The following is a 23,153-nucleotide window of genomic DNA, read 5'->3' as shown; positions in this document are numbered from 1 at the left end:
ACTCGATGTTATTGGCTATCTTAATATTATTCGCGATCGGAACCGTCGCGGCGATCTTCGGCAGCATCGTCGGTCTCGGCGGAGGCATCATCATGGTGCCGGTGCTCGTGCTGCTAGGCGAGCGAATTGCGGGAGACCCGGTCACGACGCAGGTAGCGGTCGGAACCTCGCTCGCCGTGCTGATCTTCACGGCGCTATCGGCGACGTATACGTATCATAAGCAAGGCAAGGTCGACTTCCGTACCGGATGGCTGTTCTTCGCGACGAGCGGTCCGGCCGCGATGGCGGGGGCGCTGCTGACGAACGGAATCAAGCCGGGACCGTTCCAGCTCTCCTTCGGCATCTTCATGTTCGTTATGTTCGGTCTGATGATCGCCAGACAGCGAATGAAGCCGCTTCGGCTGAATTGGCCGGTACAGAGAAGCTTCACGGACGGCAAAGGCGAACGGCATACGTACGGTTACAGCGTGACGCTGGCCTTGATCATCGGATGCGGAGTAGGCCTATGTTCGGGGTTGTTCGGGATCGGCGGAGGATCGTTGTTCGTGCCGTTGATGGTGCTGCTGTTCCGATTCCCGCCGCACATCGCCACCGCGACGTCGATGTTCGTCATTCTGCTCTCTTCGGTTCTGGGCAGCGGCGTGCACGCGTGGCACGGCAACATCGACTGGCTGCTGTTCGCCGCGCTCATGCCGGGCGCGATCGTCGGAGGCCGCGTCGGCGCGATCATCGCGTCGAAGATGAGCGGCAAGCAGCTCATCTGGCTGCTGCAGGCGACGCTGCTCGGCATGGCGATCTATCTGATCGTTCAGGGCGCCCGCGATTTATAATTTTCATGTCTTATCTATATAGTTAGCAACCGCCGGGCGGGTTTTTCGTATATGCTATAGGTATAGTAAGGTGTCGATTAGGCAACGAATCCGAGGATCTGAGGGATGATAGATGAGCGTTGGCGAGCCGAATCATACGATCGGCGGCAAAAGCTTCACGGCGGTCGCGATCAATTGCGCGTCGAAGGCCGGGGAATGGATCAAGAGCAAATCAGGCAGCTTCACGCAGCTGGATACGAAATATTCGATGCACGATCTCGTGACCGAAGTCGACAAAGGATCGGAGCGGATGATCCGCAACTTGATCGCGACTCACTTCCCGCACCATGCCTTCCTAGGCGAAGAAGGCGTGGAGCCGGGGCCGGAAGCTTCGGCGAGGGCGATTCGGGAGATGGGAGACGAAGAATACTTGTGGATCGTCGATCCGGTCGACGGGACGACGAACTATGTACACGGCTTCCCGTTCTATTCCGTTTCGATTGCGCTTGCGCATCGCGGACAAGTGATCGTCGGCGTCGTGTACGACCCTTCGAGAGACGAGTTGTTCGTCGCCGAGCGGGGCAAGGGCGCCTACGTCCGCGGACGGTCGATGCAGGTGTCGCCGGAAGAGACGCTTAGCCGCAGCCTCGTGGCGACCGGCTTCCCGGCGGACCAGCACGTAGCCCTGCCGGCGAACATGAAGGGGATTCAAGCGCTGGCTCCGAAGGTCCGCAATCTTCGCATCGTGGGCTCGGCGGCCTTGCATCTCGCCTACGTCGCCGCGGGCCGGTTAAGCGGGTTCTGGGAATACAACCTGAGCGCGTGGGATATCGCCGCCGGTTCGCTGCTCGTCGAGGAAGCGGGCGGACGAATGTCGGATCTGAACGGCGAACGGTACCATCTCGGGGTGCGAGACGTCGCGGCGAGCAACGGCCGCGTTCACGACGAATTGATCGAGGAGCTTCGAATCGCCTTGCTCACATGACGAGCGCGGCTTTCGTCCATCCTAGATGAGGAAAGGAGCGAATGTCGTGGCAGACGCGGAAGAGAAGTTCAGCGAGGCGGAGGAGCAGCTCGCCCGCATGCTGACCGAAGGAGAGCAAGAAGCGGAGGCGCCGGAGGTCGAAGCGGCGAGGGCGATATCCCCGAAGTGGGAAATCCGCGTGCAGGCGGAGCGGGATCCGGTAGCGGAGGAGACGAAGCTGTACCGGAAGCTGGCGAGCGAAGTAGACGGGAGATACGACGACCGATAACGAATCATGCTAGCGAACGATGAAGGGCAACCGACGGCGAGAGCCGAAGGTTGCCCTTGTTTCTTTTATTTGGCAGGCAAGCTGCCGTAAAGTCCGCCGTCCGCGAACAGCGCAGCCTGGAGATCCTCCCAGCCGGTCAAGTTATCGTCGACCGTGAGCAGCGTCGTCTCGGCGAACCGGTCCGCGAACAGCTCGGCGACCGAAGCGTAGCGCGGGCGGTAGAAGTGCTCGGCCGCGAGCGTCTGCGCCTTCTCCGTGAACAGGAAGTCGGCGTAGCCGTTGGCGGCTTCCCTCGTCCCCTTGGCGTCCGCGTTGGCGTCGACGACGGAGACGATCGGCTCGACCTTAAGCGTGACGGCGGGGACGACGACTTCGACTTTCCCTTGGCCCGCGCCTGCCGCGAGCCGTAGAGCATTGCTCTCGGTCGTCACCCATACGTCGCCTTGGTTCTCGGTCAAGAACGCGTTCTCGGCTGCTTGATCGTCCTGCGCGAGCAAGCTTACCCGCTCGTGGAAGCTCGTCACGAATGCCGAAGCGGCTTCCTGGTCCTCCGGCGTCCGGTCTAGCGAATACGCCCAAGGCGCCGCGTAGTACCAGCGCGCGTCCGAATCGGTCGCGGGGTTCGCGACGACAACCTGCGCGTCCGAGCCTACGAGATCTTCCCATTCCGCGATACCCTTCGGATTGCCGGTTCTAACGACGAACGCGACGGCCGTCTCGAACGGGGAGCTGTTGTAGTCGTAGCGCTGCTGCCAGCCTTCGCCGATCTTGCCGCCGGCTTGAATCGCGTCGATGTCGATGCCGACGCCCAGCGTCGCGAGATCCGCTTGCAACGTACCGTCTACGATCGCGGCCTCGTGCGCGGCCGATAAGCCGGCGGCTTGCTCGACCGTCACGTCCTGGCCGGTGCGTTCCTTCCAATCTTGCGCGAACGAGGCGTCGATCGCCTTGAACAGTTCCGCCGCGCCGTTCGCTACCGCGTTCACCAATTGAACGGGCTTGCCGTAGTCGGACGACGGGACCGGCTCTTCGGAGACGGCAGCCGGTTCGTTATTGGCCCCGCCGGAGCAGGCGGAGGTAGCGAGAAGCAGGGCGGCCAACAAGCCGCCTAGAAGGTAACGCGCGCGTAGTTCGCGTAGACGTGGATACATGGACAATTCCCCTTTGTTCTCATTAGGTATAAATCCCATAGAAATAATTGGATATCTGTGCAGATTGTATCAACGGAAGATTGCCGATGTCAACGATTAATTCATAGTTGACAACTAGGAATAGTCTGAAATATGATGAAGTCATTCGAAATGGATCGCGCCAAACGCGCCGACCGGTACACCGGAGGCCTCGGTTGATCCGTCAAGGCTACCCGTATGTTCCGGGGGGCGTGGCGGAGCCGAGGCCTTCGGTCGTTATCCGAAGAAGAGATCCTATTATAAGGAGAGTCATTCGCATGAAAAAGTCGATTCGCCTCATCCTCTTCATCGCATTCGCATTCATCCTGTCCTCCACGACCGTCTTTGGTGCCGTCACCAAAAAGACCGAGAAAAAAAGCGTAACGCTGTTGAACGTATCGTACGACCCTACTCGAGAGCTGTACGTAGAGTACAACGCCGCATTCGCCAAGTACTGGCAGAAGAAAACCGGCCAGAAAGTGACGGTCAAGCAATCCCACGGCGGCTCCGGCGCCCAAGCCCGCTCGGTAATCGACGGCTTGGAAGCGGACGTCGTGACGCTGGCGCTCGAATACGACGTGTCCGCGATCGAACAGAAGGGCTTGATCGCCAAAGGTTGGCAGAAGCGCTTGGCCAACAACAGCGCGCCATACAAGTCCACGATCGTATTCCTCGTTCGCAAAGGCAATCCGAAGAAGGTCAAGGATTGGAACGATCTCGTCCGGTCCGACGTCAAAGTCATCACCCCGAATCCGAAGACGTCCGGCGGCGCTCGGTGGAACTTGCTGGCGGCTTGGGGCTACGCCCTCGAGCACAACAACAATAGCGAGGACAAGGCGAAGGAATTCATCAAGAAGCTGTTCGCCAACGTCCCCGTCCTCGATACCGGCGCCCGCGGCTCGACGAATACGTTCGTGGGCAAGGAAATCGGCGACGTCCTGATCGCATGGGAGAACGAAGCGTACTTGGTCAAGAAGGAGTACGGCGACAAGTTCGAGATCGTCACGCCGTCGATCAGCATTCTGGCGGAACCGACGGTCGCCGTCGTTACGAAGAACGTGAACAAGCACGATACGCGCCAAGTGGCGACCGCTTATCTGGATTACTTGTATACAGAAGAAGGACAGCGCATCGCCGCGAAAAACTTCTACCGTCCGATCAACGCCAAAATAGCGAAAGAATTCGAGAAGAATTTCCCGAAACTGAACCTCATCACGATCGACGAGTTCGGAGGATGGGATAAGGCGCAAGCGAAGTTCTTCGCCGACAAAGGCGTGTTCGACCAAATTTATATCAAATAATCCAATCGATAAGGGGTAGTGTACGATGACGATCACGCGCAATCGTTCCACGATCGGCAAGGGAGCATTGTTCGCCGCGGCCGCGCTGACGGCGATCCAAATCGCAAGCTTCGGTCCTGCCTCCTCGGCCCATGCGGCCAACGCGGCAGTCGCCGTCACCGTCGACGGCGTCGCGCAATCCGGATGGACGGTCCGCAATATCGAACAAACCGACTTCGTGCCGGCCAGACTTCTCGCCGCCGCGATCGGCGCGACGGTCGAATGGGACCCCGCGCTGAGAGCGGTCACGCTCAAGCAGGGACAACGCTCCGTTCAACTGACGCATCTCTCGTATTATGCGAGCGTCAACGGGCAGCGCGCGGATATCTATCCGGCTCCGGTCATCGAGAAGAACACGTTATGGGTGCCGGCCGCCGCGGTCGCCAAGCTGTTCGGCGCCTCCGCCGACAAGGATGCCGCGACGTCCGAGCTGCGGATTACGCCGAAGCTGCATCCGATCGCGATCGGCAGCAAGCAAGTCTACGTCAACGTGTTCGGCGAACGCGCCATCGAGGCGCAATACGAAGTGGCGAACGGCTTCCATGAAGGGCTCGCGATCGTGAAGCTCGATGGCAAGTTCGGCTATATCAACTCGCTTGGCAAGCAGGCGATTCCGCTGCAATACGACGAAGCTTACGACTTCGCCGACGGCGTGGCGCTCGTGGTCAAGGACGGAACCGCATCGTATATTAACGCCAAGGGAGAGTCGGTGTTGACGCCGACCGGCTACGACGAGCTGTACGACTTCTCCGAGGGGCTGGCGCTCGTTCGCAAAGGCGACGCGTTCGGTTATATCGACCATGCCGGCAAAGAAACGATCGCGCCGCAATACGAGGATGCGTTCTACTTCTCCGAAGGGTTGGCCGCCGTTCAAGTCGAAGGCAGATACGGATATATCGATCGCACGGGAGCGACGGTAATCAAGCCGGTCTATCAGAGCGCGTCCGACTTCAGCGCGGGCCTCGGTCTCGTGCAGGCGGAGGGCGAGAACGGAGAAGGCTCGTTCGGCTTCGTCAATGCCAAGGGCGAAGCGGCGATCGCGCCGGTCTACTCGAAGGCGTTCTCGTTCAACGAGGGCTTGGCGCCCGTAGAGGCGGACGGAGCGTTCAAGTACGTGAACGCGAAGGGCGAGACCGTGCTGGAGACTTCCTACTACGACGTCGGCAACTTCCATGACGGCCTCGCGTCGTTCGAGGAAGACGGCCAATACGGCTATATCGACCTCAAAGGCAAAGTCGTCATTCCGGCCCAATTCGACGCGGCGGGCAACTTCGATAACGGCTTCGCCGTCGTGAACGTCGCCACCGGCCCCGTCGTCATCAACGCGCAAGGCGACATTCTCGGCGACGCGCCTGCGCATTAAGTCTGCGTAATAACAAAAAAGACCGGCATTCCCGAAGCGCTGCGCGCTCCGGGGATGCCGGTCTTCGGTATGGACGTTATAATCGCGCGAACGCGCGCTCCGCGGCCGCGATCGTCTCGTCGATATCCGCGTCGGTATGCGCCGTCGTCAGGAACCACGCCTCGTATTTCGAAGGCGCGAGGTAGACGCCTTGCTCGAGCATCAGGCGGAAGAGGCCGGCGAACCGCTCTCCGTCCGTATCTTGAGCCTCGTCGTAGTTCGTGACCGGATGATCGCAGAAGTGGGTCGAGAAAGCGCCGGCGATCCGATTGATCGTAAGCGGCACGCCGTTGCTGCCGGCCGCGTTCCGTAAACCTTCTACGAGACGGATCGCTTGACGCTCCATCTTCTCGTAGACGCTTGGCTGCTGCAGCACCTCGAGGCAAGCGATGCCGGCTAATATCGAAGCCGGATTGCCCGCCATCGTACCCGCTTGGTAGGCGGGACCGAGCGGCGCGACCTTCTCCATGACGTCCGCTCGGCCGCCGTAGGCGCCGATCGGCAAGCCGCCTCCGATGATTTTGCCGAGGGCGGTGAGATCGGGACGGATCGCGTCTTGGTCGGGGAAGGCGGCGTACGTCTGCGCCGAGCCGTAATGGAACCGGAACGCGCAGATGACTTCGTCGTAGATGACGAGCGCGCCGGCTTCGCGGGTCAGCTTGCATAGCCCTTCAAGGAAGCCTTCGCGCGGCATGACCATGCCGAAGTTGCCGACGATCGGTTCGACCATGACGGCCGCGACGTCGTCTCCCCAGCGGCCCAAAGCTTCCCGCAAACCGTCCAAGTCGTTGAACGGAACCGTAATGACTTCGCTCGCGATGCTCGCCGGCACGCCCGCGCTATCGGGAATGCCGAGCGTCGACGGTCCGGAGCCGGCCGCCACGAGCACGAGGTCGGAGTGGCCGTGGTAGCAGCCGGCGAACTTGATGATCTTGCTGCGGCCGGTGTACGCCCGCGCGACGCGGATCGTCGTCATGACCGCCTCCGTGCCGGAGTTGACGAACCGGACCTTGTCCATCGACGGAATGGCGGCTTTCAGCATTTCCGCCAGCCGAATCTCGTGCTCGGTCGCCGTGCCGTACAACGTGCCGTTATGCGCGGCTCTCACGATCGCCTCGGTTACGTGCGGATGGGCGTGGCCGGTAATGATCGGGCCGAACGCGGCCAAGTAATCGATGTACTTGTTGCCGTCCACGTCCCAGAAGTACGCGCCTTCTCCCCGTTCCATGAAGACGGGCGCTCCGCCTCCGACCGCCTTGAACGAGCGGGAAGGGCTGTTGACGCCGCCGACGATATGGCGCTGCGCTTGTTCGTATAGCTCCGCGGATCTTACGCGTGGTTGCATCCGTTACTCTCCTCCCGATTGGCCGCTAGCTTGCGGCGCGGAAGGCGACGGCGTCGCCTCCGGCAAGCTCGTATCCGTAGCCAGCGTCTGCTGGACGAAGCCTTTCAACGCGTCCTTGTCCCTGATGGCCAGCACGGAAGAGCCGCCGATCTTCTCGTCGGCGAGCAGCTCCGACGGCGGCGCTTGCGCCGAGCCGGCTTGATGCGACTTGTAGCCGAGCGTCGCCAGCTTCAGCATGTCGCGCGACGACATGTTCGTCTCGACGTACGGGACGACCTTACCCAGAATGTCCGGAAGCTTGATGAGGTTCCAGCCGGACTTCAGCTTGTCGGCGATCGCGCCGAGGAACTCGCGCTGGCGTCCGGTACGCGTGAAGTCGGACAGCCTGTCGTGGCGGAACCGCACGTATTGCAGCGCGTGATCGCCGTCGAGATGCTGTTGGCCCTTCTTCAGATTGATATCGTACTTGTGGTCGTCCGCGGAATCGGACCAATGCATGTCCTTCTCGACGTAGAAGTCGATGCCGCCGATCGCGTCCACGAGCTTGATGAACCCTTGGAAGTCGACGTACGCGTAATACTGGATGTCGAGTCCGAGCATGTTGCCGATCGTCTTCATCGCCAGATCGGGTCCGCCGAGCGAGAGCGGGACGTTCGCGCGGTTGTCGTGATAGCCCGGAATTTCGACCCACGTGTCTCGCAGGACGGAGAACAAGTGGATGGTCTTCTTCTGCGGGTCTAGAGAAACGACGAGCATCGAGTCGGAACGGGCGACTTCGCCCTCCCGCAGTCCGCGTTCGTCTCCGCCCATGAGCAGCACGTTGACGCGCTCGGAGCCTTCCCATTCGGGCGGCTTGTACTCCGGCTTGCTCTCGATCTGACTGAACCGGGATTCCTCGTTGGACTTGTGGGCGCTATCGGCGACGTTGGCCATGCGGAATACCCACCAGCCGATGAAGCAGAACGCCAGGAACAGCACGGCAAGAACGCCGAACAACGAATACTTCCATTTTTTAGACATCTGTCATTCCTCTCCGCTTCTCATGTCTGAACCTGCGTACGTATCGGAATCGCGGGCGGCATTGTAAGCTGAATCATTAGTGAGGTAAGATTACATCATAGGAATTATAAAGTTTCGCATGCGGGACAAGCAAGTTTCGCCGGGAGGTAACGATGTTAGCGATCGAAGTGAACGAGCTGAGAAAGCAGTTCAAAGTGCAAAAAAACCGCGAGGGTCTTAAGGGAGCGCTCAAGGATCTGTTCAAGCGCGAGCACACCGAGGTGACCGCGGTCAAGGATATCAGCTTCCATATTCCGCAAGGCGAGATATGCGGTTATATCGGGGAGAACGGGGCGGGCAAGTCGACGACGATCAAGATGCTGACCGGCATTCTCGTTCCGACGTCGGGCAAGCTGCTCGTGAACGGGTACGTGCCGTACAAGGACCGCGAGACGTTCGTCCGCGGCATCGGCGTCGTCTTCGGCCAGCGCAGCCAGCTCTGGTGGGACATCGGCGTCATCGAATCGTTCCGGCTGCTGCGCAAGGTGTATCGTGTAGGAGAGACGGACTTCAAGCGCCGGTTGGACGAATTGGTCGAGACGCTTCATCTGCAGGAGCTGCTCAACCGTCCGGTGCGCAAGCTCAGTCTCGGCCAGCGGATGCGCTGCGAGCTCGTGGCGGCACTGCTGCATAATCCGTCGATCGTGTTCCTCGACGAACCGACGATCGGCCTCGATATCGTCGTGAAGACGGAGATCCGCGAATTCCTGAAGCGGATGAACCGCGAGCACGGGACGACGATTCTGCTGACGACGCACGATCTGCAAGATATCGAAGCGCTCTGCTCTCGCGTTATTATGCTGGACGACGGACGTATTATATACGACGGCGGGCTCGAGGAGCTGAAGACGCGCTGGGGCAAAGGGCGGGAAGTGCAGTTCCAGTTCAACGACCCGGTCACCCTGTCGGCGATGAGCGCATTGACGAGCGGCCTCGAGGTTCGGTGGACGATGGACAACGAGCAGACCGCGAAGGTATGGCTGCCGCGCGAGCTGAACGTGTCGGAGGTGCTCTCCCGCGTCGTCGGCACGCGGCTAGACATTAGCGACATCAAGATTTTCGAGACGAACACGGACGAGATCGTCCGCGAGATCTACCAATCGGGCAGCGCCGAAGCGCCGAAGCGCGATGCGGTCGCCGAGTCCGAGCCGGAGAAGGCGGAAGCGGGGGCGGGCGCCCGTGGCTAGCGCTTATCTGGAGCTCATCCGGATCCGGTTCCTCATGATGCTCGCCTACCGGGTGAACTATTATAGCGGCATCGTCATCTACGCGATCAATATCGGGGCGTACTATTTTCTATGGCAGGCGATCTACGGGGAATCGGATACGCTCCAAGGCTTCACGGTGGCGCAGATGACGACGTACGTCGCGGTGTCGTGGATGGGGCGCGCGTTCTACTTCAACAACCTCGACAGGGAAATCTCGAACGACATCCGCGACGGCAGCTTGGCGGTCCAGATGACGCGTCCGTACAACTACCTGATCGTGAAAATGATGCAAGGCTTCGGAGAGGGTCTATTCCGCTTCGGATTGTTCATGATTCCGGGGATGATCGTCGTGTCGCTGCTGTTCCCGATCTCGTTCCCCAGCGATCCGATGCGTTACGTCGTGTTCATCGTCATGCTCTGGTTCAGCTTCCTCATTAACTCGCAGCTGAACATCCTGACCGGCCTGTTCGCCTTCTTCGTCGAGAACAACGAGGGCATGATGCGCATGAAGCGGATCCTGCTCGACTTGCTGTCGGGCGTGCTGCTGCCGATCGCGTTCTTCCCGCTGTGGGCGCAGTCGGCGCTCGAGTGGCTGCCGTTCCCGGCGATCACGTACTTGCCGAGCTCCGTGTTCACGGAACGGCTGAACGGCGCCGACGTCTGGCAGGCGCTGCTCGTTCAGGTCGTCTGGTTCGCCGTGCTCATTCTACCGATCATGGCCATGTGGCGCTCCGCGCGCCGCAGGCTGTTCGTGCAAGGAGGTTGACCGGCGCATGAAATTTACTTTATCGCTGTTCCGCGAATATATCGGCAATTATTTGAAAACAAAGCTCACCTACCGAGCGGACTTCTGGGTGGAAGTCGTGAGCGACCTGCTCTTCTCGGCGATGAACCTGATCTTCATCTTCGTCGTGTTCCTGCACACGCCGGCGCTGGGCGACTGGACGCAGGCGGAAGTCGTCTTCGTGTACGGCTACTTCATGATCCCGTACGGCTTGTTCACGACGTTCTTCAACTTGTGGAACTTCGGCGAGCGCTACATCGCCAAGGGCGAGATGGACCGCGTGCTGACGCGGCCGGCGCATTCGCTCGTGCAGATCATGCTTGAGAACGTGGATCCGCCGTCGCTCATCGGCGCGTTCGTCGGACTCGCGATCATGGGCTCGGCATGGACGACGCTCGGCATGCCGTTCGAGTGGTACGATCCCTTCATTCTGGCGCTGCTGGTGCTCGGATCGACGCTCGTCTACGCGGGCGTGTACACGGCGCTGGCGGCGATCTCGTTCTACTCCGACGCGCCGACCGGCATCGTGCCGCTCATCTACAACATTCAGAACTACGGCCGCTATCCGGTCCAGATCTACAACAAGGGCATTCGCTTCCTGCTGACGTGGCTGCTGCCGTTCGCGTTCGTCGGCGTCTACCCGGCGTCGTTCTTCCTCGACCGGCATCAGGACGTGACGCTGTCGTTGCTCACTCCAGCCGTCGGCCTCGTCGTCGGCGGACTCGGCCTCCTGTTCTGGAACAGCGGGGTTCGCCGGTACCGCGGTGCGGGGAGTTAGGGCGCTGCGCGTGTTCCCTTTTTCCCCGCCGAAGTGGTAAGCTGAATCCTAACGCAATACGCAATACGCCACACGCAAGCGCAATGGAAAGGACTATCGCACATGCCAAGCAAGCATCCCCCGCAAGTCGGCCGCAAGGCGCCGGACTTCGAGCTCCCCGCCATCGTACCGGCCGAACCGGACAAGGCTAAGGTCAAGCTCGGCGAGTACCGCGGCCGCAAAGTCGTTATTTTCTTCTATCCTAAGGATCTTACGCCGGCATGCTCCCAACAATCGTGCGACTTCAGGGACGCGAGCGCGGTGCTGGCCGCCGAAGACGAGAACACGGTCATTCTCGGCATCAGCACGAACGATCTGAAATCCCACCGCAAGTTCATGGACAAGTACGGCCTGACCTATCCGCTGCTGGCGGACGTCGATCACCGCGTCTGCGACCTGTACGGCGTATGGCAGGAGAAGAAGCTGTACGGCAAAGTCTACATGGGCATCGTGCGCTCGACGTTCCTGATCGACGAGAACGGCAAGCTCGTCCAAGAGTGGCGCAACCTGAAGGTGAAGGGCCACGTCGACGAAGTCGTCGCCGCGATCCGCGCGCTGAACAAGCGCAAGCGTCCGGCGAAGAAGAACTAAGCCTCCCGCGACGCCCGCGCAACCTTGACGCTGCGAAAGCCGCACGGCTATAATACATTCAATTGATTGCAGGAGGCTCGGTTTACAAGTGACTACGAATCAGCACGAAATGATCGTCGTATTGGACTTCGGCGGCCAGTACAACCAACTGATCGCCCGCCGTATTCGCGATCTAGGCGTATACAGCGAATTGCTGCCGTTCAACGTCTCGGTCGACAAGATCCGGGCGCTGCAGCCTAAAGGCATCGTCTTCTCCGGCGGACCCGCCAGCGTATACGCGGAAGGAGCGCCGCAAGTCGATCCGGCGATCTACGACCTTGGCATTCCGATCTTAGGCATCTGCTACGGCATGCAACTGATCACGCACCAGCTCGGCGGTAAAGTCGAGCCCGCCCACAAGCGCGAATACGGCAAGTCGGACATCGACTTCATCGAAGACGCGCACCTCGCGAAGAAGCTCGACCGTCGCCAGACGGTATGGATGAGCCACGGCGACCACGTCACGGAGCTGCCGGCAGGCTTCCGCGTCGACGCGAGCACGGAGCATGCGCCGGTAGCGGCGATGAGCGACGCGTCCCGTCACTTCTACGCGGTGCAGTTCCATCCGGAAGTACGCCACTCGGTGCAAGGCAACGAGATGATCGGCAACTTCCTGTTCGAAGTGTGCGGCTGCCGCGGCGACTGGACGATGGGCTCGTTCATCGACGATATGGTAGCGGAAATCCGCAACGAAGTCGGCGACAAGAAGGTGCTGTGCGCGCTGTCCGGCGGCGTGGACTCTTCCGTCGTGGCGATCTTGATCCATAAGGCGATCGGCGACCAGTTGACTTGCATGTTCATCGACCACGGCTTGCTTCGCAAGGGCGAAGCGGAGAGCGTCATGGAGACGTTCGTCGGCAAGTTCGGCATGAACGTCGTGAAGATCGACGCCAGCGAGCGGTTCCTCGGCAACCTGAAGGGCGTGGACGATCCAGAGAAGAAGCGGAAAATCATCGGCACGGACTTCATCCGCGTGTTCGAGGAAGAGTCCGCGAAGTTCGACGACTTCACGTTCCTCGCGCAAGGCACGCTGTACACCGACATCGTCGAGAGCGGCACGGCCACGGCCCAGACGATCAAGTCGCACCATAACGTCGGCGGCTTGCCGGAAGACATGAAGTTCAAGCTGATCGAGCCGCTGAAGACGCTGTTCAAGGACGAAGTTCGCCGAGTCGGCGCCGAGTGCGGCTTGCCGGAAGCGATCGTCATGCGTCAGCCGTTCCCGGGACCGGGTCTCGCGATCCGCGTGCTCGGCGAAGTCACGCCGGAGAAGCTCGAGATCGTGCGCGAATCCGACGCGATTCTGCGCGACGAGATCGCCAAAGCCGGTCTCGATCGCGAGATCTGGCAATACTTCACGGCATTGCCGGGCATGAAGAGCGTAGGCGTCATGGGCGACGGCCGCACGTACTCGTACGCGGTCGGCATTCGCGCCGTTACGTCGATCGACGGCATGACCGCGGACTGGGCGCGCATCCCTTGGGACGTGCTGGAGAAGATCTCCAATCGCATCGTCAACGAGGTGCAGAACGTCAACCGGATCGTCTACGACATTACGTCCAAACCGCCGGCGACGATCGAGTGGGAATAAGAGGGAAACGTCCCGCGTACTGATCAAGGCATGACAGTATTCGACATAGTTGGAACCGAACCGCCCCCGTCGCAACCCGGCTGGGGCGTTTTTGCGTGTTTTTCAGCCTAATCCCGCCTAATTATGAGATAATTCCGAACGTTCGATCAGGTTAAGCGGTTACAATATTCGTAATATTCATTGACAGACAAGGTACTTGGTCCTAGAATGAGAGTGAACTAACAACTGAATATCTCTTTTCGTATAATTCCGGGAATCGGCCCGGAAGTATCTACGAGGTCACCGCAAATGATCTGGCTACGGGAAGTGGAAGAGTCATGCTATACGGGCAGCGCGCGCCCCGAACGTATGGTTTTTCCCAGTTGTGCGGAACCTAGAGGTGTCATCTTCTGGGTTTTTTGTATGTTCTGCCTTAGTTTCAACCATCAACTAACCAATTGAAGGGAGCTTGTCGAAACACATGGAACGTTTCTTTAAGCTGAAAGAACTGGGATCGAACGTACGCACAGAGATCATGGCGGGTCTTACGACTTTTATGACGATGGCGTACATACTGGCGGTTAACCCGAACACCCTGACGGGCTTCGGATCCGTGCCGGGAGCGGAATGGTATCCGATCTTCCTGGCTACCGCGCTCGCTGCGGGCATCTTCACGATCGCGATGGGCTTGTTCGTTAACTTCCCTGTCGCGGTAGCGCCGGGCATGGGACTTAACGCGTACTTCGCATCCGTTATTCTGAGCTCCCAAGCGTCCGGTTCGCCGGTTACGTTCGAGATCGCGCTGACGGCCGTATTCATCTCGGGGCTTATCTTCATCCTACTTACGCTTACGAAGGTGCGCCAGATGCTGCTGGTCGCGATGCCTGACGGCTTGAAGCACGCGATTACGGTAGGCATCGGTCTCTTCATTACGATCATCGGTTTGAAAAACAGCGGCCTGCTCACGGTTGGCGTCGAAGCCGGGGCCGACATTCCGGCGCACAAGTTCACGGACGTGGCGTTCTTCGAGACCGTGTTCCACATGGGCTCGCTCGAGAACCATGGCGTTCAGCTCGTGCTGATCGGTCTGGCGCTCATCTCCATCCTGATGGTTCTTCGCGTTAAAGGCGCGATCCTGTTCGGCATTCTAGGCACGACGATCATCGGCATGATCATGGGCTCGTCCTACGTACCGACCGACATCAACACGGATTTGACGCCATGGATCCCGGAACTCGATAAAGTCGCGTTCGCCAACTTCGACTGGGAAGGCGTCATGACGACGGGCCTTATCTCGATCGTCGCGACGTTCACGTTCGTCGAGCTGTTCGATACGTTCGGCACGCTAGTCGGCACGGCGAACCGCGCCGGCTTGATGAAAGACCCCGTCGAAGGCAACAAACGCGTCGGCAAAGCGATGCTGGTAGACGCGGTAGCGGTAAGCGGCGGCGCGTTGCTCGGCACGAGCACGACGACCGCGTACGTCGAGAGCGCCGCGGGCGTAGCCGAAGGCGGACGTTCCGGCTTGACGGCGGTATCGACGGGCATATTCTTCCTCGCCGCATTGTTCCTCGCGCCGGTCATCGCCCTGATTCCCGGCCCGGCGACAGCGGCGGCGCTGATCATCGTCGGCCTGCTCATGCTGCAATCGGTTAAGCTGATCGACTTCCAAGACTACACGATCGCGATTCCGGCGTTCCTGACGATCGTGTTGATGCCGTTCACGTATAACATCGCCAACGGCATCTCGTTCGGCATCGTCTCCTACGTCGTTCTTGCGACGGCCGTGAATCTGCTCGGCAAAGGCAAGTACAAAGTCCACTGGCTGATGTGGGTGCTCGCGATTCTCGTGGTCGCGCGCTACGCGTTCATCGGTTCGCAAGGCTAAACCCGCTTAACCGAATAGGCGCGCATCGATTCCGCCGTTTCTTCCTTTCCATAGGAAGAGACGGCGGTTTTTTCATGCGGTTGGCGCACTTTCGACAGGGTCGCCGGTGGCATTGTTCGGATATTGTCGAAGGCATAATGGGCAGAGTTCGCGAGGATGTGTCTAAATCCGAACATTAATATTTCATGACTCCCGGAGTGTTCGTCTTTGTTTGACAACCTATCAGATGTGGGGTAAACTTAGTAACGTTACAAGAGCAAATTACCCGCTGCTAGACAGCGAATTAAATACGCGTATAATGTCGGGGATCGGCCCGATGAGTCTCTACCCGGAAACCCTAATTTCCGGACTACGCGGCGAATGTCGAATGATAGGCGAATAGAAGCGCGGACCCATCCAGGTTCGGGCTTTGTGTTGTCGTCCGTCCTTCCGTTTGCCATAGAGAGAGGAGTGGCCGATCGGGGAATGCTGACAGTATGCCCATCGGTCTTTTTGCGCGTTTATCATACCATTATGCACCTGGGAAGGGTGGAAGCATGTCGGCATTGGTTGGCGTTATCATGGGAAGCACTTCGGATTGGGACACGATGAAAAAGGCTTGCGACATCCTGGACGAGTTGGAGATTCCGTACGAGAAGAAGGTCGTATCCGCTCACCGTACGCCGGACTTGATGTTCGAGTACGCGGAAACAGCGGCCGAGCGCGGCCTGAAGGTCATCGTCGCGGGAGCGGGAGGCGCCGCGCATCTGCCCGGCATGGTCGCTTCCAAAACCGTCTTGCCGGTCATCGGCGTGCCCGTTCAATCGAAAGCGTTGAACGGGCTCGATTCGTTGCTGTCGATCGTGCAGATGCCGGGCGGCATTCCGGTCGCGACCGTAGCGATCGGCGCGGCCGGCGCGACGAACGCGGGACTGCTCGCGGCGCAGATGATCGGGTCGTTCGACGCCGGCGTGCAAGCGAAGGTCGCCGCCAGACGCGCGCGCATCATGCAGGACGTGCTCGATAACGCGGAGCTGCCGGGATGAGCGAGATGATTCGGTTGGATAGTCTGTTCGACGGAGATGGCGAGGCTTGCGGCATCGACGGCTGCGAGCCGATGGACGCCAAGGCGGCCGCGCCGCGCAAGATCATGCCGGGCGCCACGATCGGCGTCCTCGGCGGCGGCCAGCTCGGGCGCATGCTCGCGCACGCGGGCAACCGGCTCGGCTACAAGTTCGTGACGCTCGATCCGACGCCGGATTCGCCTTGCGGGCAGACGGCGGCTCAGATCGTCGCGAAGTACGACGACCGCGAGGCGGCCAGAGAGCTGGCGAAGCGCTCGGACGTTATCACGTACGAGTTCGAGAACGTCGACGCGGACGTGGCGGCGATGCTCGAGACGGAGTCGTACGTGCCGCAAGGCAGCCAATTGCTCTACACGACCCAGCATCGGCTGCGCGAGAAGCGCGCGATCGAGGCGGCGGGCGCGACGGTCGCTCCTTACGCGGAGATCGTAAGCTTGGAGAGCTTGCGCGAGGCCGTTGCCCGGCTCGGCTTGCCTTCGGTGCTCAAGACGGCGACCGGCGGCTACGACGGCAAAGGCCAGTGGGTGCTGCGCGGCGAGGACGAGCTGGCGCCCGCGTGGGAAGAAGCGCGGAAGACGGGCACCGAGCTCGTGCTCGAGCAGTTCATCCGCTTCGACAAGGAAATATCCGTAATCGCGGCGCGCCGGCCGTCCGGCGAAGTCCGGACGTTCCCGCCGGCCGAGAACGTTCACGTTCGCAATATCCTTCATCTCTCGATCGTGCCGGCCCGCGAGTCGGCGGAAGTGATCGCCGAGGCCGAGCGGCTGGCGGTGTCGATCGCCGAGACGCTCGGCGTCGTCGGGCTGATCGCGGTCGAGATGTTCGTCACGGCCGACGGCAAGCTGTTCGTCAACGAGCTCGCGCCGCGGCCGCACAATTCCGGCCACTACACGATGGAAGCTTGCCGGACTTCGCAGTTCGAGCAGCACGTGCGCGCGATCTGCGATCTGCCGCTCGGCGACGCGTCGCTGCTGACGCCGGTCGTCATGGCGAACATCCTCGGCGAGCACATGGAGCCGCTGATGCAATGGATGCAGTCGCACGATGCGGTCGCCGGCAAGCTCGGCGTGGAGCCGAAGGTTCACCTGTACGGCAAGGCGGAAGCGAAACACATGCGCAAGATGGGCCATATCAACGTGCTCGCCCCGAACGTCGAGGCGGCGCTTGAATGGATCTCCCAATCAGATATATGGAGGGTTTAACCGATCATGATCGAACGTTACAGCCGCCCCGAGATGCGGGCAATCTGGACCGAAGAGAACAAGTTCCAAGCCTGGCTCGAGGTTGAATTAGCAGCATGCGAAGCATGGGCAGAGCTCGGGCACATCCCGCACGAGGACACCGTGGTATTGCGCCGCGACGCGAAGTTCGATATCGACCGTATCTACGAGATCGAGCAAGAAACTCGCCACGACGTCATCGCTTTCACTCGCGCGGTATCCGAGAGCTTGGGCGCGGAGCGCAAATGGGTCCACTACGGCCTGACGTCCACCGACGTCGTCGACACGGCGCTCGGCTACTTGCTGCTTCAGGCGAACGCGATCTTGAAGAAGGACATCGAGAACTTCATCGCCATCCTGCGCGATCAAGCGATCAAATACAAGTCGACCCCGATGATGGGGCGCACGCACGGCGTCCATGCCGAGCCGACGACGTTCGGTCTCAAGCTGGCGCTGTGGCACGTAGAGATGAAGCGCAACCTCGAGCGGTTCGAGCGCGCGGCGGACGGCGTCCAATTCGGCAAAATGTCCGGAGCGGTCGGCACGTACGCGAACATCGATCCGGCGGTCGAGCAATTCGTCTGCGCGAAGCTGGGCATCAAAGCCGCGCCGATCTCGACGCAAACGCTGCAACGCGACCGTCACGCGGAGTACATGGCGACGCTGGCGCTCATCGCGTCTTCCATCGACAAGTTCGCTACGGAAATCCGCGGCTTGCAGAAGTCCGAGTTCCGCGAAGTGGAAGAGCCGTTCGGCAAAGGACAGAAGGGCTCGTCCGCGATGCCGCACAAGCGCAACCCGATCGGCTGCGAGAACATGAGCGGCTTGTCCCGCGTCATTCGCGGCCACATGCTGACCGCATACGAGAACGTGCCGCTGTGGCACGAGCGCGACATCTCGCACTCCTCGGCCGAGCGCGTCATTCTGCCGGACGCGACGATGCTGCTCAACTACATGCTGAACCGCTTCGGCAACATCGTGAAGAACTTGACGGTGTTCCCGGAGAACATGAAGCGCAACATGGCCCGCACGTACAACGTGCCGTTCTCCGGCCGCGTCATGACGAAGCTCATCGACAAGGGCCTCGCCCGCGAGCAGGCTTACGACACGGTGCAGCCTCGCGCGATGCAAGCGTGGGAAGAGCAACGCGACTTCCGCGACATCGTCTCGGAGACGACGGCCATCACGGAATTGCTTAGCAAGGAAGAGATTGCCGACTGCTTCGACCCGACGTGGCATCTGAAGCACGTGGACACGATTTTCGACCGGCTCGGTTTGAAATAAACGAACAATGCGAGTTCAAAAAGACGGCTTTTCAGCACCGAGAAAGTTGCGTGAACCTGAAGAAGGAGGAGCGGAGTGTAGGCAAACCTACATGAGCACCGGACTTCGAAGGTGAACGCAAGATTCGATGTCGAATCCGCTTCTTGGTCTGCTTCGTGATCAAAAGTCGACTTTTTGAACAACCGCTAACAATCGCGATCATGGGGAGGCCATCATGTCCATCCAAGCGTTAGCGACGGCCGAAGGGCTCGTCAATGCCCCGCTCATTCACAAGGGGAAAGTCAGGGAGCTGTACGACCTCGGCGAGCATCTGCTCATCGTCGTCACCGACCGCATCTCCGCGTTCGACTACGTGCTCGACCCGCCGGTTCCCGGCAAAGGCAGCGTGCTCAACACGCTGAGCGCGTACTGGTTCGAGCAGACGGCCGGGGTTCAACCGAACCACGTCGTCCACACGGACGTGAAGCTGCTCGGCGATCTGGTGACGGAGCCGGAGAAGCTCGAAGGCCGCATCATGGTAAGCCGCAAAGCGCAAAGGATCGATATCGAGTGCGTCGTCCGCGGCTACATAACGGGCGGCGGTTGGCGGCAGTATCAGGGGAACGGCGAAGTGAACGGCATCAAGCTTCCCGAAGGGCTTCGCAAGAACTCGAAGCTGGAGGAGCCGATCTTCACCCCGGCGGGCAAGAACGACGTCGGCCACGACGAGGACATCCCGTTTGAAGAGATGGCTCGTCGCGTCGGCTTGGAGCTGTCGGAAGAGCTTCGCGATCGCACGTTGAAGCTGTACACCTTCGGACGCGACTACTGCGCGGAACGCGGCATCATCCTCGCGGACTGCAAGTTCGAGTTCGGCATCGTCGACGGTCAAGTCATCTTGATCGACGAGCTGTTCACGCCGGATTCCTCGCGCTTCTGGGCGCAGGAGAAGTACGCGCTGGACGTCGAGATCGACAGCATGGACAAGGAGCCGGTACGGGCGTATCTCGCCGGTTCGGATTGGGACAAGAACAGCCCGCCGCCGCGGCTGCCGGACGAAGTCGTGCAAGCGACGACCGACCGGTATCGCGATATCGCTCGCAGGCTGATGGAATAGAACGACTATACCTATAACCCCATTTTCAGGAGGAGAACTCATGAAAGCGAAAGTATACGTAACGATCAAGGAAAACGTGCTCGACCCGCAAGGCAACGCCGTCCAAGGCGCGCTTCACACGATGGGCTTCGGCGAAGTCGGCAAAGTCCGCATTGGCAAGTACCTCGAAGTCGAAATCGAGGGCAACGACCGCGCGAAAGCGGAAGCGCAACTGAAGGAAATGTGCGAGAAATTGCTGGCGAACACGGTCGTCGAAGACTATCGCTTCGAATTGGAGGGCTGAGACTCCATGAACTTCGCTGTCCTCGTATTCCCGGGCTCCAACTGCGACATCGACTGCTATAAAGCGGTAGAAGACACGATCGGCCAACCGGTCGACTACGTGTTCCACACGGCGACGGATCTGTCCAAGTACGACGCGATCCTCGTGCCGGGCGGCTTCTCCTACGGCGACTACCTGCGTTGCGGCGCGATCGCGCAATTCGCTCCGGTCATGGCCGAAGTACGCAAGGCTGCCGAAGCCGGCAAGTTTGTCCTCGGCATCTGCAATGGCTTCCAGATCCTGACGGAAGCGGGCCTGCTCCCTGGCGCGCTCATCCGCAACAACTCGCTCAAGTTCCGTTGCCACCAAGTGGACCTCGTCGTCGAGAACAACGCGACCGCGTTCACGAACGGCTACGCGAAGGGCGACGTCATCGACATCCCGATCGCTCACGGCGAAGGCAGCTACTACGTCGACGACGCGACGCTCGAGCAGCTCAAGGCGAACAACCAGATCGTATTCCGCTATGCGGGCGAGAACCCGAACGGCTCCGTCGACGGCATCGCGGGCGTCTCTAACTTGGCCGGCAACGTCGTCGGCATGATGCCGCACCCGGAACGCGCCGTGGCCGACATTCTCGGCTCCGACGACGGCGTTCGCATGTTCACGTCAGTACTTAACGCTTGGAGGGAACGCAATGGCGCAGCAAGTGTCCGCTAAAGAACCTACCGTAGAGCAAATCGCGGAGCAGAAAATATACAAGCAATTCGGCGTGTCCGACAAAGAATACGCCCTCATCTGCGACTTCATGGGCCGCAAGCCGAACTACACCGAGATCGGCGTATTCAGCGTCATGTGGTCCGAGCATTGCGCATATAAAAACTCGAAGCCTCTCTTGAAGCGTTTCCCGATCACGGGACCACGCGTCCTCATGGGACCGGGCGAAGGCGCGGGCATCGTCGACATCGGCGATAACCAAGCGGTCGTGTTCAAGATCGAATCCCACAACCACCCGTCCGCGGTCGAGCCTTACCAAGGCGCGGCGACGGGCGTCGGCGGCATTATCCGCGATATTTTCTCGATGGGCGCCCGTCCGGTAGCTCTGATGAACTCGCTGCGTTTCGGACGTCTCGAGAACGATCGCGTGCGCTACCTGTTCGAGCACGTGGTCAGCGGCATCGCTGGCTACGGGAACTGTATCGGCATCCCGACGGTCGGCGGCGAGATCATGTTCGACGAAGCGTACGAGGGTAACCCACTCGTCAACGCGATGTGCGTCGGCCTGATCGACCACGACAAGATCCAACGCGGCGTCGCGAAGGGCATCGGCAACCCGGTGTTCTATGTCGGACCGGCAACGGGCCGCGACGGCATCCATGGCGCGACGTTCGCTTCCGAAGATCTGACGGCCGAGTCCGAAGCGAAGCGCTCCGCGGTACAAGTCGGCGATCCGTTCATGGAGAAGCTCGTCATGGAAGCGACGCTCGAGTTGATCGATTCCGGCATCGTCCTCGGCATCCAAGACATGGGCGCGGCCGGCCTCACTTGCTCCAGCGCGGAGATGGCTTCCAAGGCCGGCAACGGCATGGAGCTGTACCTCGACGAGGTGCCGCAACGCGAAGAAGGCATGACGGCGTACGAGATGATGCTGTCCGAGTCGCAAGAGCGCATGTTGTTCGTCTGCGAGCCGCAGCACGAAGAGCAAGCGAAAGGCATCTTCGCGCGTTGGGGATTGCACTGCGCCAAAGTCGGCAAAGTGTCCGACGACGGCCGCTTGAAGCTGTTCCACAAAGGCGAGCTCGTGGGCGACATGCCGGTTAAGGCGCTCGTCGACGATTGCCCGATCTACAATAAACCGTCCAGCGTGCCGGAATACTACCTGAAGAACGGCTCCATCGACACGAACGGCTACGAGCAAGTAGTCGATCTGAACGCGGCGCTGCTCAAAGTACTCGGCTCCCCTTCGCTCGCGAGCAAAGAGTGGGTCTACAACCAATACGACTACATGGTTCGCACGTCGACGGCGGTACGTCCGGGTTCGGACGCGGCGGTCGTGACGATTCGCGGCACGCGCAAGGCGCTCGCGATGACGACGGACTGCAACGGCCGCTTCGTCTACTTGGATCCGGAAGTCGGCGGACGCATCGCGGTAGCGGAAGCGGGACGCAACATCGTCTGCTCCGGCGCCGAACCGCTGGCGATCACGGACAACTTGAACTTCGGCAGCCCGGAGAAGCCCGAGATCTTCTGGCAGATGGAGAAAGCGGTCGACGGCATGGCGGAAGCTTGCCGCGTCCTCGAGACGCCGGTCATCGGCGGCAACGTGTCGCTGTACAACGAGAACCGCAACGGCGCGATCTACCCGACGCCGGTCGTCGGCATGGTCGGCCTCGTTCACGATACGGACCACATTACGACGCAAGAGTTCAAAGCCGAAGGCGACGTCATCTTCTTGCTCGGCGAGACGAAGGCGGAGCTCGGCGGATCCGAGTTCCAATACGCGGTTCACGGCGTAACGGAAGGCCGTCCTCCGGAGTTGGATCTGGCCACGGAACGTAAGCTGCAAGGCGCGGTACTTGGCGCGATCCAAAGCGGCTTGGTCGCTTCCGCGCACGATTTGTCCGAAGGCGGCTTAGCGGCGGCGTTGGCGGAGTCCGGCTTCGGCCGCGGCCTTGGCGCCGACGTCACGTTTGGTTCGAACCTACGTCCGGATATCGCGCTGTTCAGCGAATCGCAATCGCGCATCCTGCTGTCCGCTAAGCCTGACAAGGCGGATGCGTTGGCAGCGGCGATCGCCGCGGCAGGCGTATCGGTCGAACGGCTGGGCGTCGTCGGCGGCGACCGGTTGAAAGTGTCCGTTGGAGGCCATACGGCAATCGACGCTCCGATCGCGGAGCTGCGCGGCGTATGGAAATCGGCGATCCCTGCTTACATGAACGGCAACAAGCAATAA

Annotated in this window: 21 protein-coding genes and 2 riboswitches; of the genes, 18 read left to right on the top strand and 3 right to left on the bottom strand. The window is 60.4% G+C overall.

Going from position 1 to position 23,153, the window contains the following annotated elements; all coding sequences use genetic code 11:
- Nucleotides 1-5 precede the first annotated feature (5 nt).
- From ACFQZG_RS12370 to ACFQZG_RS12360, 3 genes are all read left to right on the top strand, one after another.
- On the top strand, nt 6-830 hold the full coding sequence (locus ACFQZG_RS12370) for a sulfite exporter TauE/SafE family protein (RefSeq protein ID WP_378152856.1): 825 nt from the start codon (nt 6-8) through the stop codon (nt 828-830).
- 112 nt (nt 831-942) lie between these two features.
- Nucleotides 943-1,794 carry an inositol monophosphatase family protein gene (locus ACFQZG_RS12365; RefSeq protein WP_378152854.1) on the top strand — a complete coding sequence of 284 codons (852 nt, stop codon included), beginning with the start codon at nt 943-945 and terminating at the stop codon, nt 1,792-1,794.
- A gap of 46 nt (nt 1,795-1,840) precedes the next feature.
- A complete protein-coding gene (locus tag ACFQZG_RS12360) occupies nt 1,841-2,062 on the top strand; it encodes a hypothetical protein (protein WP_378152852.1) in 222 nt (73 codons plus the stop codon).
- A gap of 65 nt (nt 2,063-2,127) precedes the next feature.
- Here the strand turns inward: ACFQZG_RS12360 and ACFQZG_RS12355 are convergent, their stop codons facing one another.
- Nucleotides 2,128-3,213 (bottom strand): sulfate ABC transporter substrate-binding protein, encoded by a 1,086-nt coding sequence (locus tag ACFQZG_RS12355; protein ID WP_378152850.1) that lies wholly within the window; start codon nt 3,211-3,213, stop codon nt 2,128-2,130.
- 296 nt (nt 3,214-3,509) lie between these two features.
- Here ACFQZG_RS12355 and ACFQZG_RS12350 point away from each other — a divergent pair, with 296 nt between their 5' ends.
- Nucleotides 3,510-4,532 carry a sulfate ABC transporter substrate-binding protein gene (locus ACFQZG_RS12350; RefSeq protein WP_378152848.1) on the top strand — a complete coding sequence of 341 codons (1,023 nt, stop codon included), beginning with the start codon at nt 3,510-3,512 and terminating at the stop codon, nt 4,530-4,532.
- 25 nt (nt 4,533-4,557) lie between these two features.
- On the top strand, nt 4,558-5,934 hold the full coding sequence (locus tag ACFQZG_RS12345; RefSeq protein WP_378152846.1) for a WG repeat-containing protein: 1,377 nt from the start codon (nt 4,558-4,560) through the stop codon (nt 5,932-5,934).
- A 76-nt stretch (nt 5,935-6,010) separates the two neighbouring features.
- On the opposite strand, the gene ACFQZG_RS12340 is transcribed toward ACFQZG_RS12345, so the two are convergent.
- Nucleotides 6,011-7,318, bottom strand: a complete 1,308-nt coding sequence (locus ACFQZG_RS12340) for a glutamate-1-semialdehyde 2,1-aminomutase (protein ID WP_378152844.1) — start codon at nt 7,316-7,318, stop codon at nt 6,011-6,013.
- 3 nt (nt 7,319-7,321) lie between these two features.
- A complete protein-coding gene (locus ACFQZG_RS12335) occupies nt 7,322-8,338 on the bottom strand; it encodes an LCP family protein (RefSeq protein WP_378152842.1) in 1,017 nt (338 codons plus the stop codon).
- 152 nt (nt 8,339-8,490) lie between these two features.
- On the opposite strand from ACFQZG_RS12335, the gene ACFQZG_RS12330 reads away from it, so the two are divergent.
- The 13 genes from ACFQZG_RS12330 (at nt 8,491) to purL (ending at nt 23,153) form a co-directional block, all read left to right on the top strand.
- Nucleotides 8,491-9,564 (top strand): ABC transporter ATP-binding protein, encoded by a 1,074-nt coding sequence (locus ACFQZG_RS12330; protein ID WP_378152840.1) that lies wholly within the window; start codon nt 8,491-8,493, stop codon nt 9,562-9,564.
- Nucleotides 9,557-10,351: an ABC transporter permease gene (locus ACFQZG_RS12325; RefSeq protein ID WP_378152838.1), complete on the top strand. Its 795-nt coding sequence runs from the start codon at nt 9,557-9,559 to the stop codon at nt 10,349-10,351. The genes ACFQZG_RS12330 and ACFQZG_RS12325 overlap by 8 nt, the downstream gene beginning before the upstream one ends.
- A gap of 7 nt (nt 10,352-10,358) precedes the next feature.
- Nucleotides 10,359-11,147 carry an ABC transporter permease gene (locus ACFQZG_RS12320; RefSeq protein WP_378152836.1) on the top strand — a complete coding sequence of 263 codons (789 nt, stop codon included), beginning with the start codon at nt 10,359-10,361 and terminating at the stop codon, nt 11,145-11,147.
- A 102-nt stretch (nt 11,148-11,249) separates the two neighbouring features.
- Complete coding sequence (locus tag ACFQZG_RS12315; RefSeq protein ID WP_378152834.1) at nt 11,250-11,777, top strand: peroxiredoxin; 528 nt, start codon at nt 11,250-11,252, stop codon at nt 11,775-11,777.
- Nucleotides 11,778-11,886: 109 nt separating this feature from the next.
- Nucleotides 11,887-13,407: a glutamine-hydrolyzing GMP synthase gene (guaA, locus tag ACFQZG_RS12310; RefSeq protein ID WP_378153338.1), complete on the top strand. Its 1,521-nt coding sequence runs from the start codon at nt 11,887-11,889 to the stop codon at nt 13,405-13,407.
- 219 nt (nt 13,408-13,626) lie between these two features.
- Nucleotides 13,627-13,727: riboswitch (purine riboswitch) on the top strand.
- A 140-nt stretch (nt 13,728-13,867) separates the two neighbouring features.
- Nucleotides 13,868-15,274, top strand: coding sequence for an NCS2 family permease (locus ACFQZG_RS12305; protein ID WP_378152832.1), 1,407 nt, complete (start codon nt 13,868-13,870; stop codon nt 15,272-15,274).
- 271 nt (nt 15,275-15,545) lie between these two features.
- Nucleotides 15,546-15,646: riboswitch (purine riboswitch) on the top strand.
- A 164-nt stretch (nt 15,647-15,810) separates the two neighbouring features.
- A complete protein-coding gene (purE, locus tag ACFQZG_RS12300; RefSeq protein WP_378152830.1) occupies nt 15,811-16,299 on the top strand; it encodes a 5-(carboxyamino)imidazole ribonucleotide mutase in 489 nt (162 codons plus the stop codon).
- A gap of 71 nt (nt 16,300-16,370) precedes the next feature.
- Complete coding sequence (gene purK, locus ACFQZG_RS12295) at nt 16,371-17,540, top strand: 5-(carboxyamino)imidazole ribonucleotide synthase (protein ID WP_378153336.1); 1,170 nt, start codon at nt 16,371-16,373, stop codon at nt 17,538-17,540.
- Between the two features lie 6 nt (nt 17,541-17,546).
- A complete protein-coding gene (purB, locus tag ACFQZG_RS12290) occupies nt 17,547-18,842 on the top strand; it encodes an adenylosuccinate lyase (RefSeq protein ID WP_378152828.1) in 1,296 nt (431 codons plus the stop codon).
- Between the two features lie 214 nt (nt 18,843-19,056).
- Complete coding sequence (locus ACFQZG_RS12285) at nt 19,057-19,938, top strand: phosphoribosylaminoimidazolesuccinocarboxamide synthase (protein ID WP_378152826.1); 882 nt, start codon at nt 19,057-19,059, stop codon at nt 19,936-19,938.
- Between the two features lie 40 nt (nt 19,939-19,978).
- Nucleotides 19,979-20,221, top strand: coding sequence for a phosphoribosylformylglycinamidine synthase subunit PurS (gene purS, locus ACFQZG_RS12280; RefSeq protein WP_378152824.1), 243 nt, complete (start codon nt 19,979-19,981; stop codon nt 20,219-20,221).
- A 6-nt stretch (nt 20,222-20,227) separates the two neighbouring features.
- Nucleotides 20,228-20,920: a phosphoribosylformylglycinamidine synthase subunit PurQ gene (gene purQ, locus ACFQZG_RS12275; protein WP_378152822.1), complete on the top strand. Its 693-nt coding sequence runs from the start codon at nt 20,228-20,230 to the stop codon at nt 20,918-20,920.
- On the top strand, nt 20,898-23,153 hold the full coding sequence (purL, locus tag ACFQZG_RS12270) for a phosphoribosylformylglycinamidine synthase subunit PurL (protein ID WP_378152820.1): 2,256 nt from the start codon (nt 20,898-20,900) through the stop codon (nt 23,151-23,153). Before purQ ends, purL begins: the two co-directional genes overlap by 23 nt.

Source organism: Cohnella sp. GCM10027633, assembly GCF_042675445.1.
GTDB lineage: Bacteria > Bacillota > Bacilli > Paenibacillales > Paenibacillaceae > Cohnella.
The sequence above is the reverse complement of the archived record's forward strand: the minus strand, read 5'-3'. Positions and strand labels throughout refer to the sequence as shown.

Coding starts and splice junctions, on each gene's coding strand:
- ACFQZG_RS12335 (WP_378152842.1), bottom strand. CDS start 8,338: ATGTCTAAAAAATGGAAGTATTCGTTGTTCGGCGTTCTTGCCGTGCTG.
- ACFQZG_RS12320 (WP_378152836.1), top strand. CDS start 10,359: ATGAAATTTACTTTATCGCTGTTCCGCGAATATATCGGCAATTATTTG.
- ACFQZG_RS12285 (WP_378152826.1), top strand. CDS start 19,057: ATGTCCATCCAAGCGTTAGCGACGGCCGAAGGGCTCGTCAATGCCCCG.
- ACFQZG_RS12340 (WP_378152844.1), bottom strand. CDS start 7,318: ATGCAACCACGCGTAAGATCCGCGGAGCTATACGAACAAGCGCAGCGC.
- purQ (WP_378152822.1), top strand. CDS start 20,228: ATGAACTTCGCTGTCCTCGTATTCCCGGGCTCCAACTGCGACATCGAC.
- guaA (WP_378153338.1), top strand. CDS start 11,887: ATGATCGTCGTATTGGACTTCGGCGGCCAGTACAACCAACTGATCGCC.
- ACFQZG_RS12330 (WP_378152840.1), top strand. CDS start 8,491: ATGTTAGCGATCGAAGTGAACGAGCTGAGAAAGCAGTTCAAAGTGCAA.
- ACFQZG_RS12345 (WP_378152846.1), top strand. CDS start 4,558: ATGACGATCACGCGCAATCGTTCCACGATCGGCAAGGGAGCATTGTTC.
- ACFQZG_RS12370 (WP_378152856.1), top strand. CDS start 6: ATGTTATTGGCTATCTTAATATTATTCGCGATCGGAACCGTCGCGGCG.
- purS (WP_378152824.1), top strand. CDS start 19,979: ATGAAAGCGAAAGTATACGTAACGATCAAGGAAAACGTGCTCGACCCG.
- ACFQZG_RS12315 (WP_378152834.1), top strand. CDS start 11,250: ATGCCAAGCAAGCATCCCCCGCAAGTCGGCCGCAAGGCGCCGGACTTC.
- purK (WP_378153336.1), top strand. CDS start 16,371: ATGGACGCCAAGGCGGCCGCGCCGCGCAAGATCATGCCGGGCGCCACG.
- ACFQZG_RS12350 (WP_378152848.1), top strand. CDS start 3,510: ATGAAAAAGTCGATTCGCCTCATCCTCTTCATCGCATTCGCATTCATC.
- purL (WP_378152820.1), top strand. CDS start 20,898: ATGGCGCAGCAAGTGTCCGCTAAAGAACCTACCGTAGAGCAAATCGCG.
- purB (WP_378152828.1), top strand. CDS start 17,547: ATGATCGAACGTTACAGCCGCCCCGAGATGCGGGCAATCTGGACCGAA.
- ACFQZG_RS12355 (WP_378152850.1), bottom strand. CDS start 3,213: ATGTATCCACGTCTACGCGAACTACGCGCGCGTTACCTTCTAGGCGGC.
- ACFQZG_RS12365 (WP_378152854.1), top strand. CDS start 943: ATGAGCGTTGGCGAGCCGAATCATACGATCGGCGGCAAAAGCTTCACG.
- purE (WP_378152830.1), top strand. CDS start 15,811: ATGTCGGCATTGGTTGGCGTTATCATGGGAAGCACTTCGGATTGGGAC.
- ACFQZG_RS12305 (WP_378152832.1), top strand. CDS start 13,868: ATGGAACGTTTCTTTAAGCTGAAAGAACTGGGATCGAACGTACGCACA.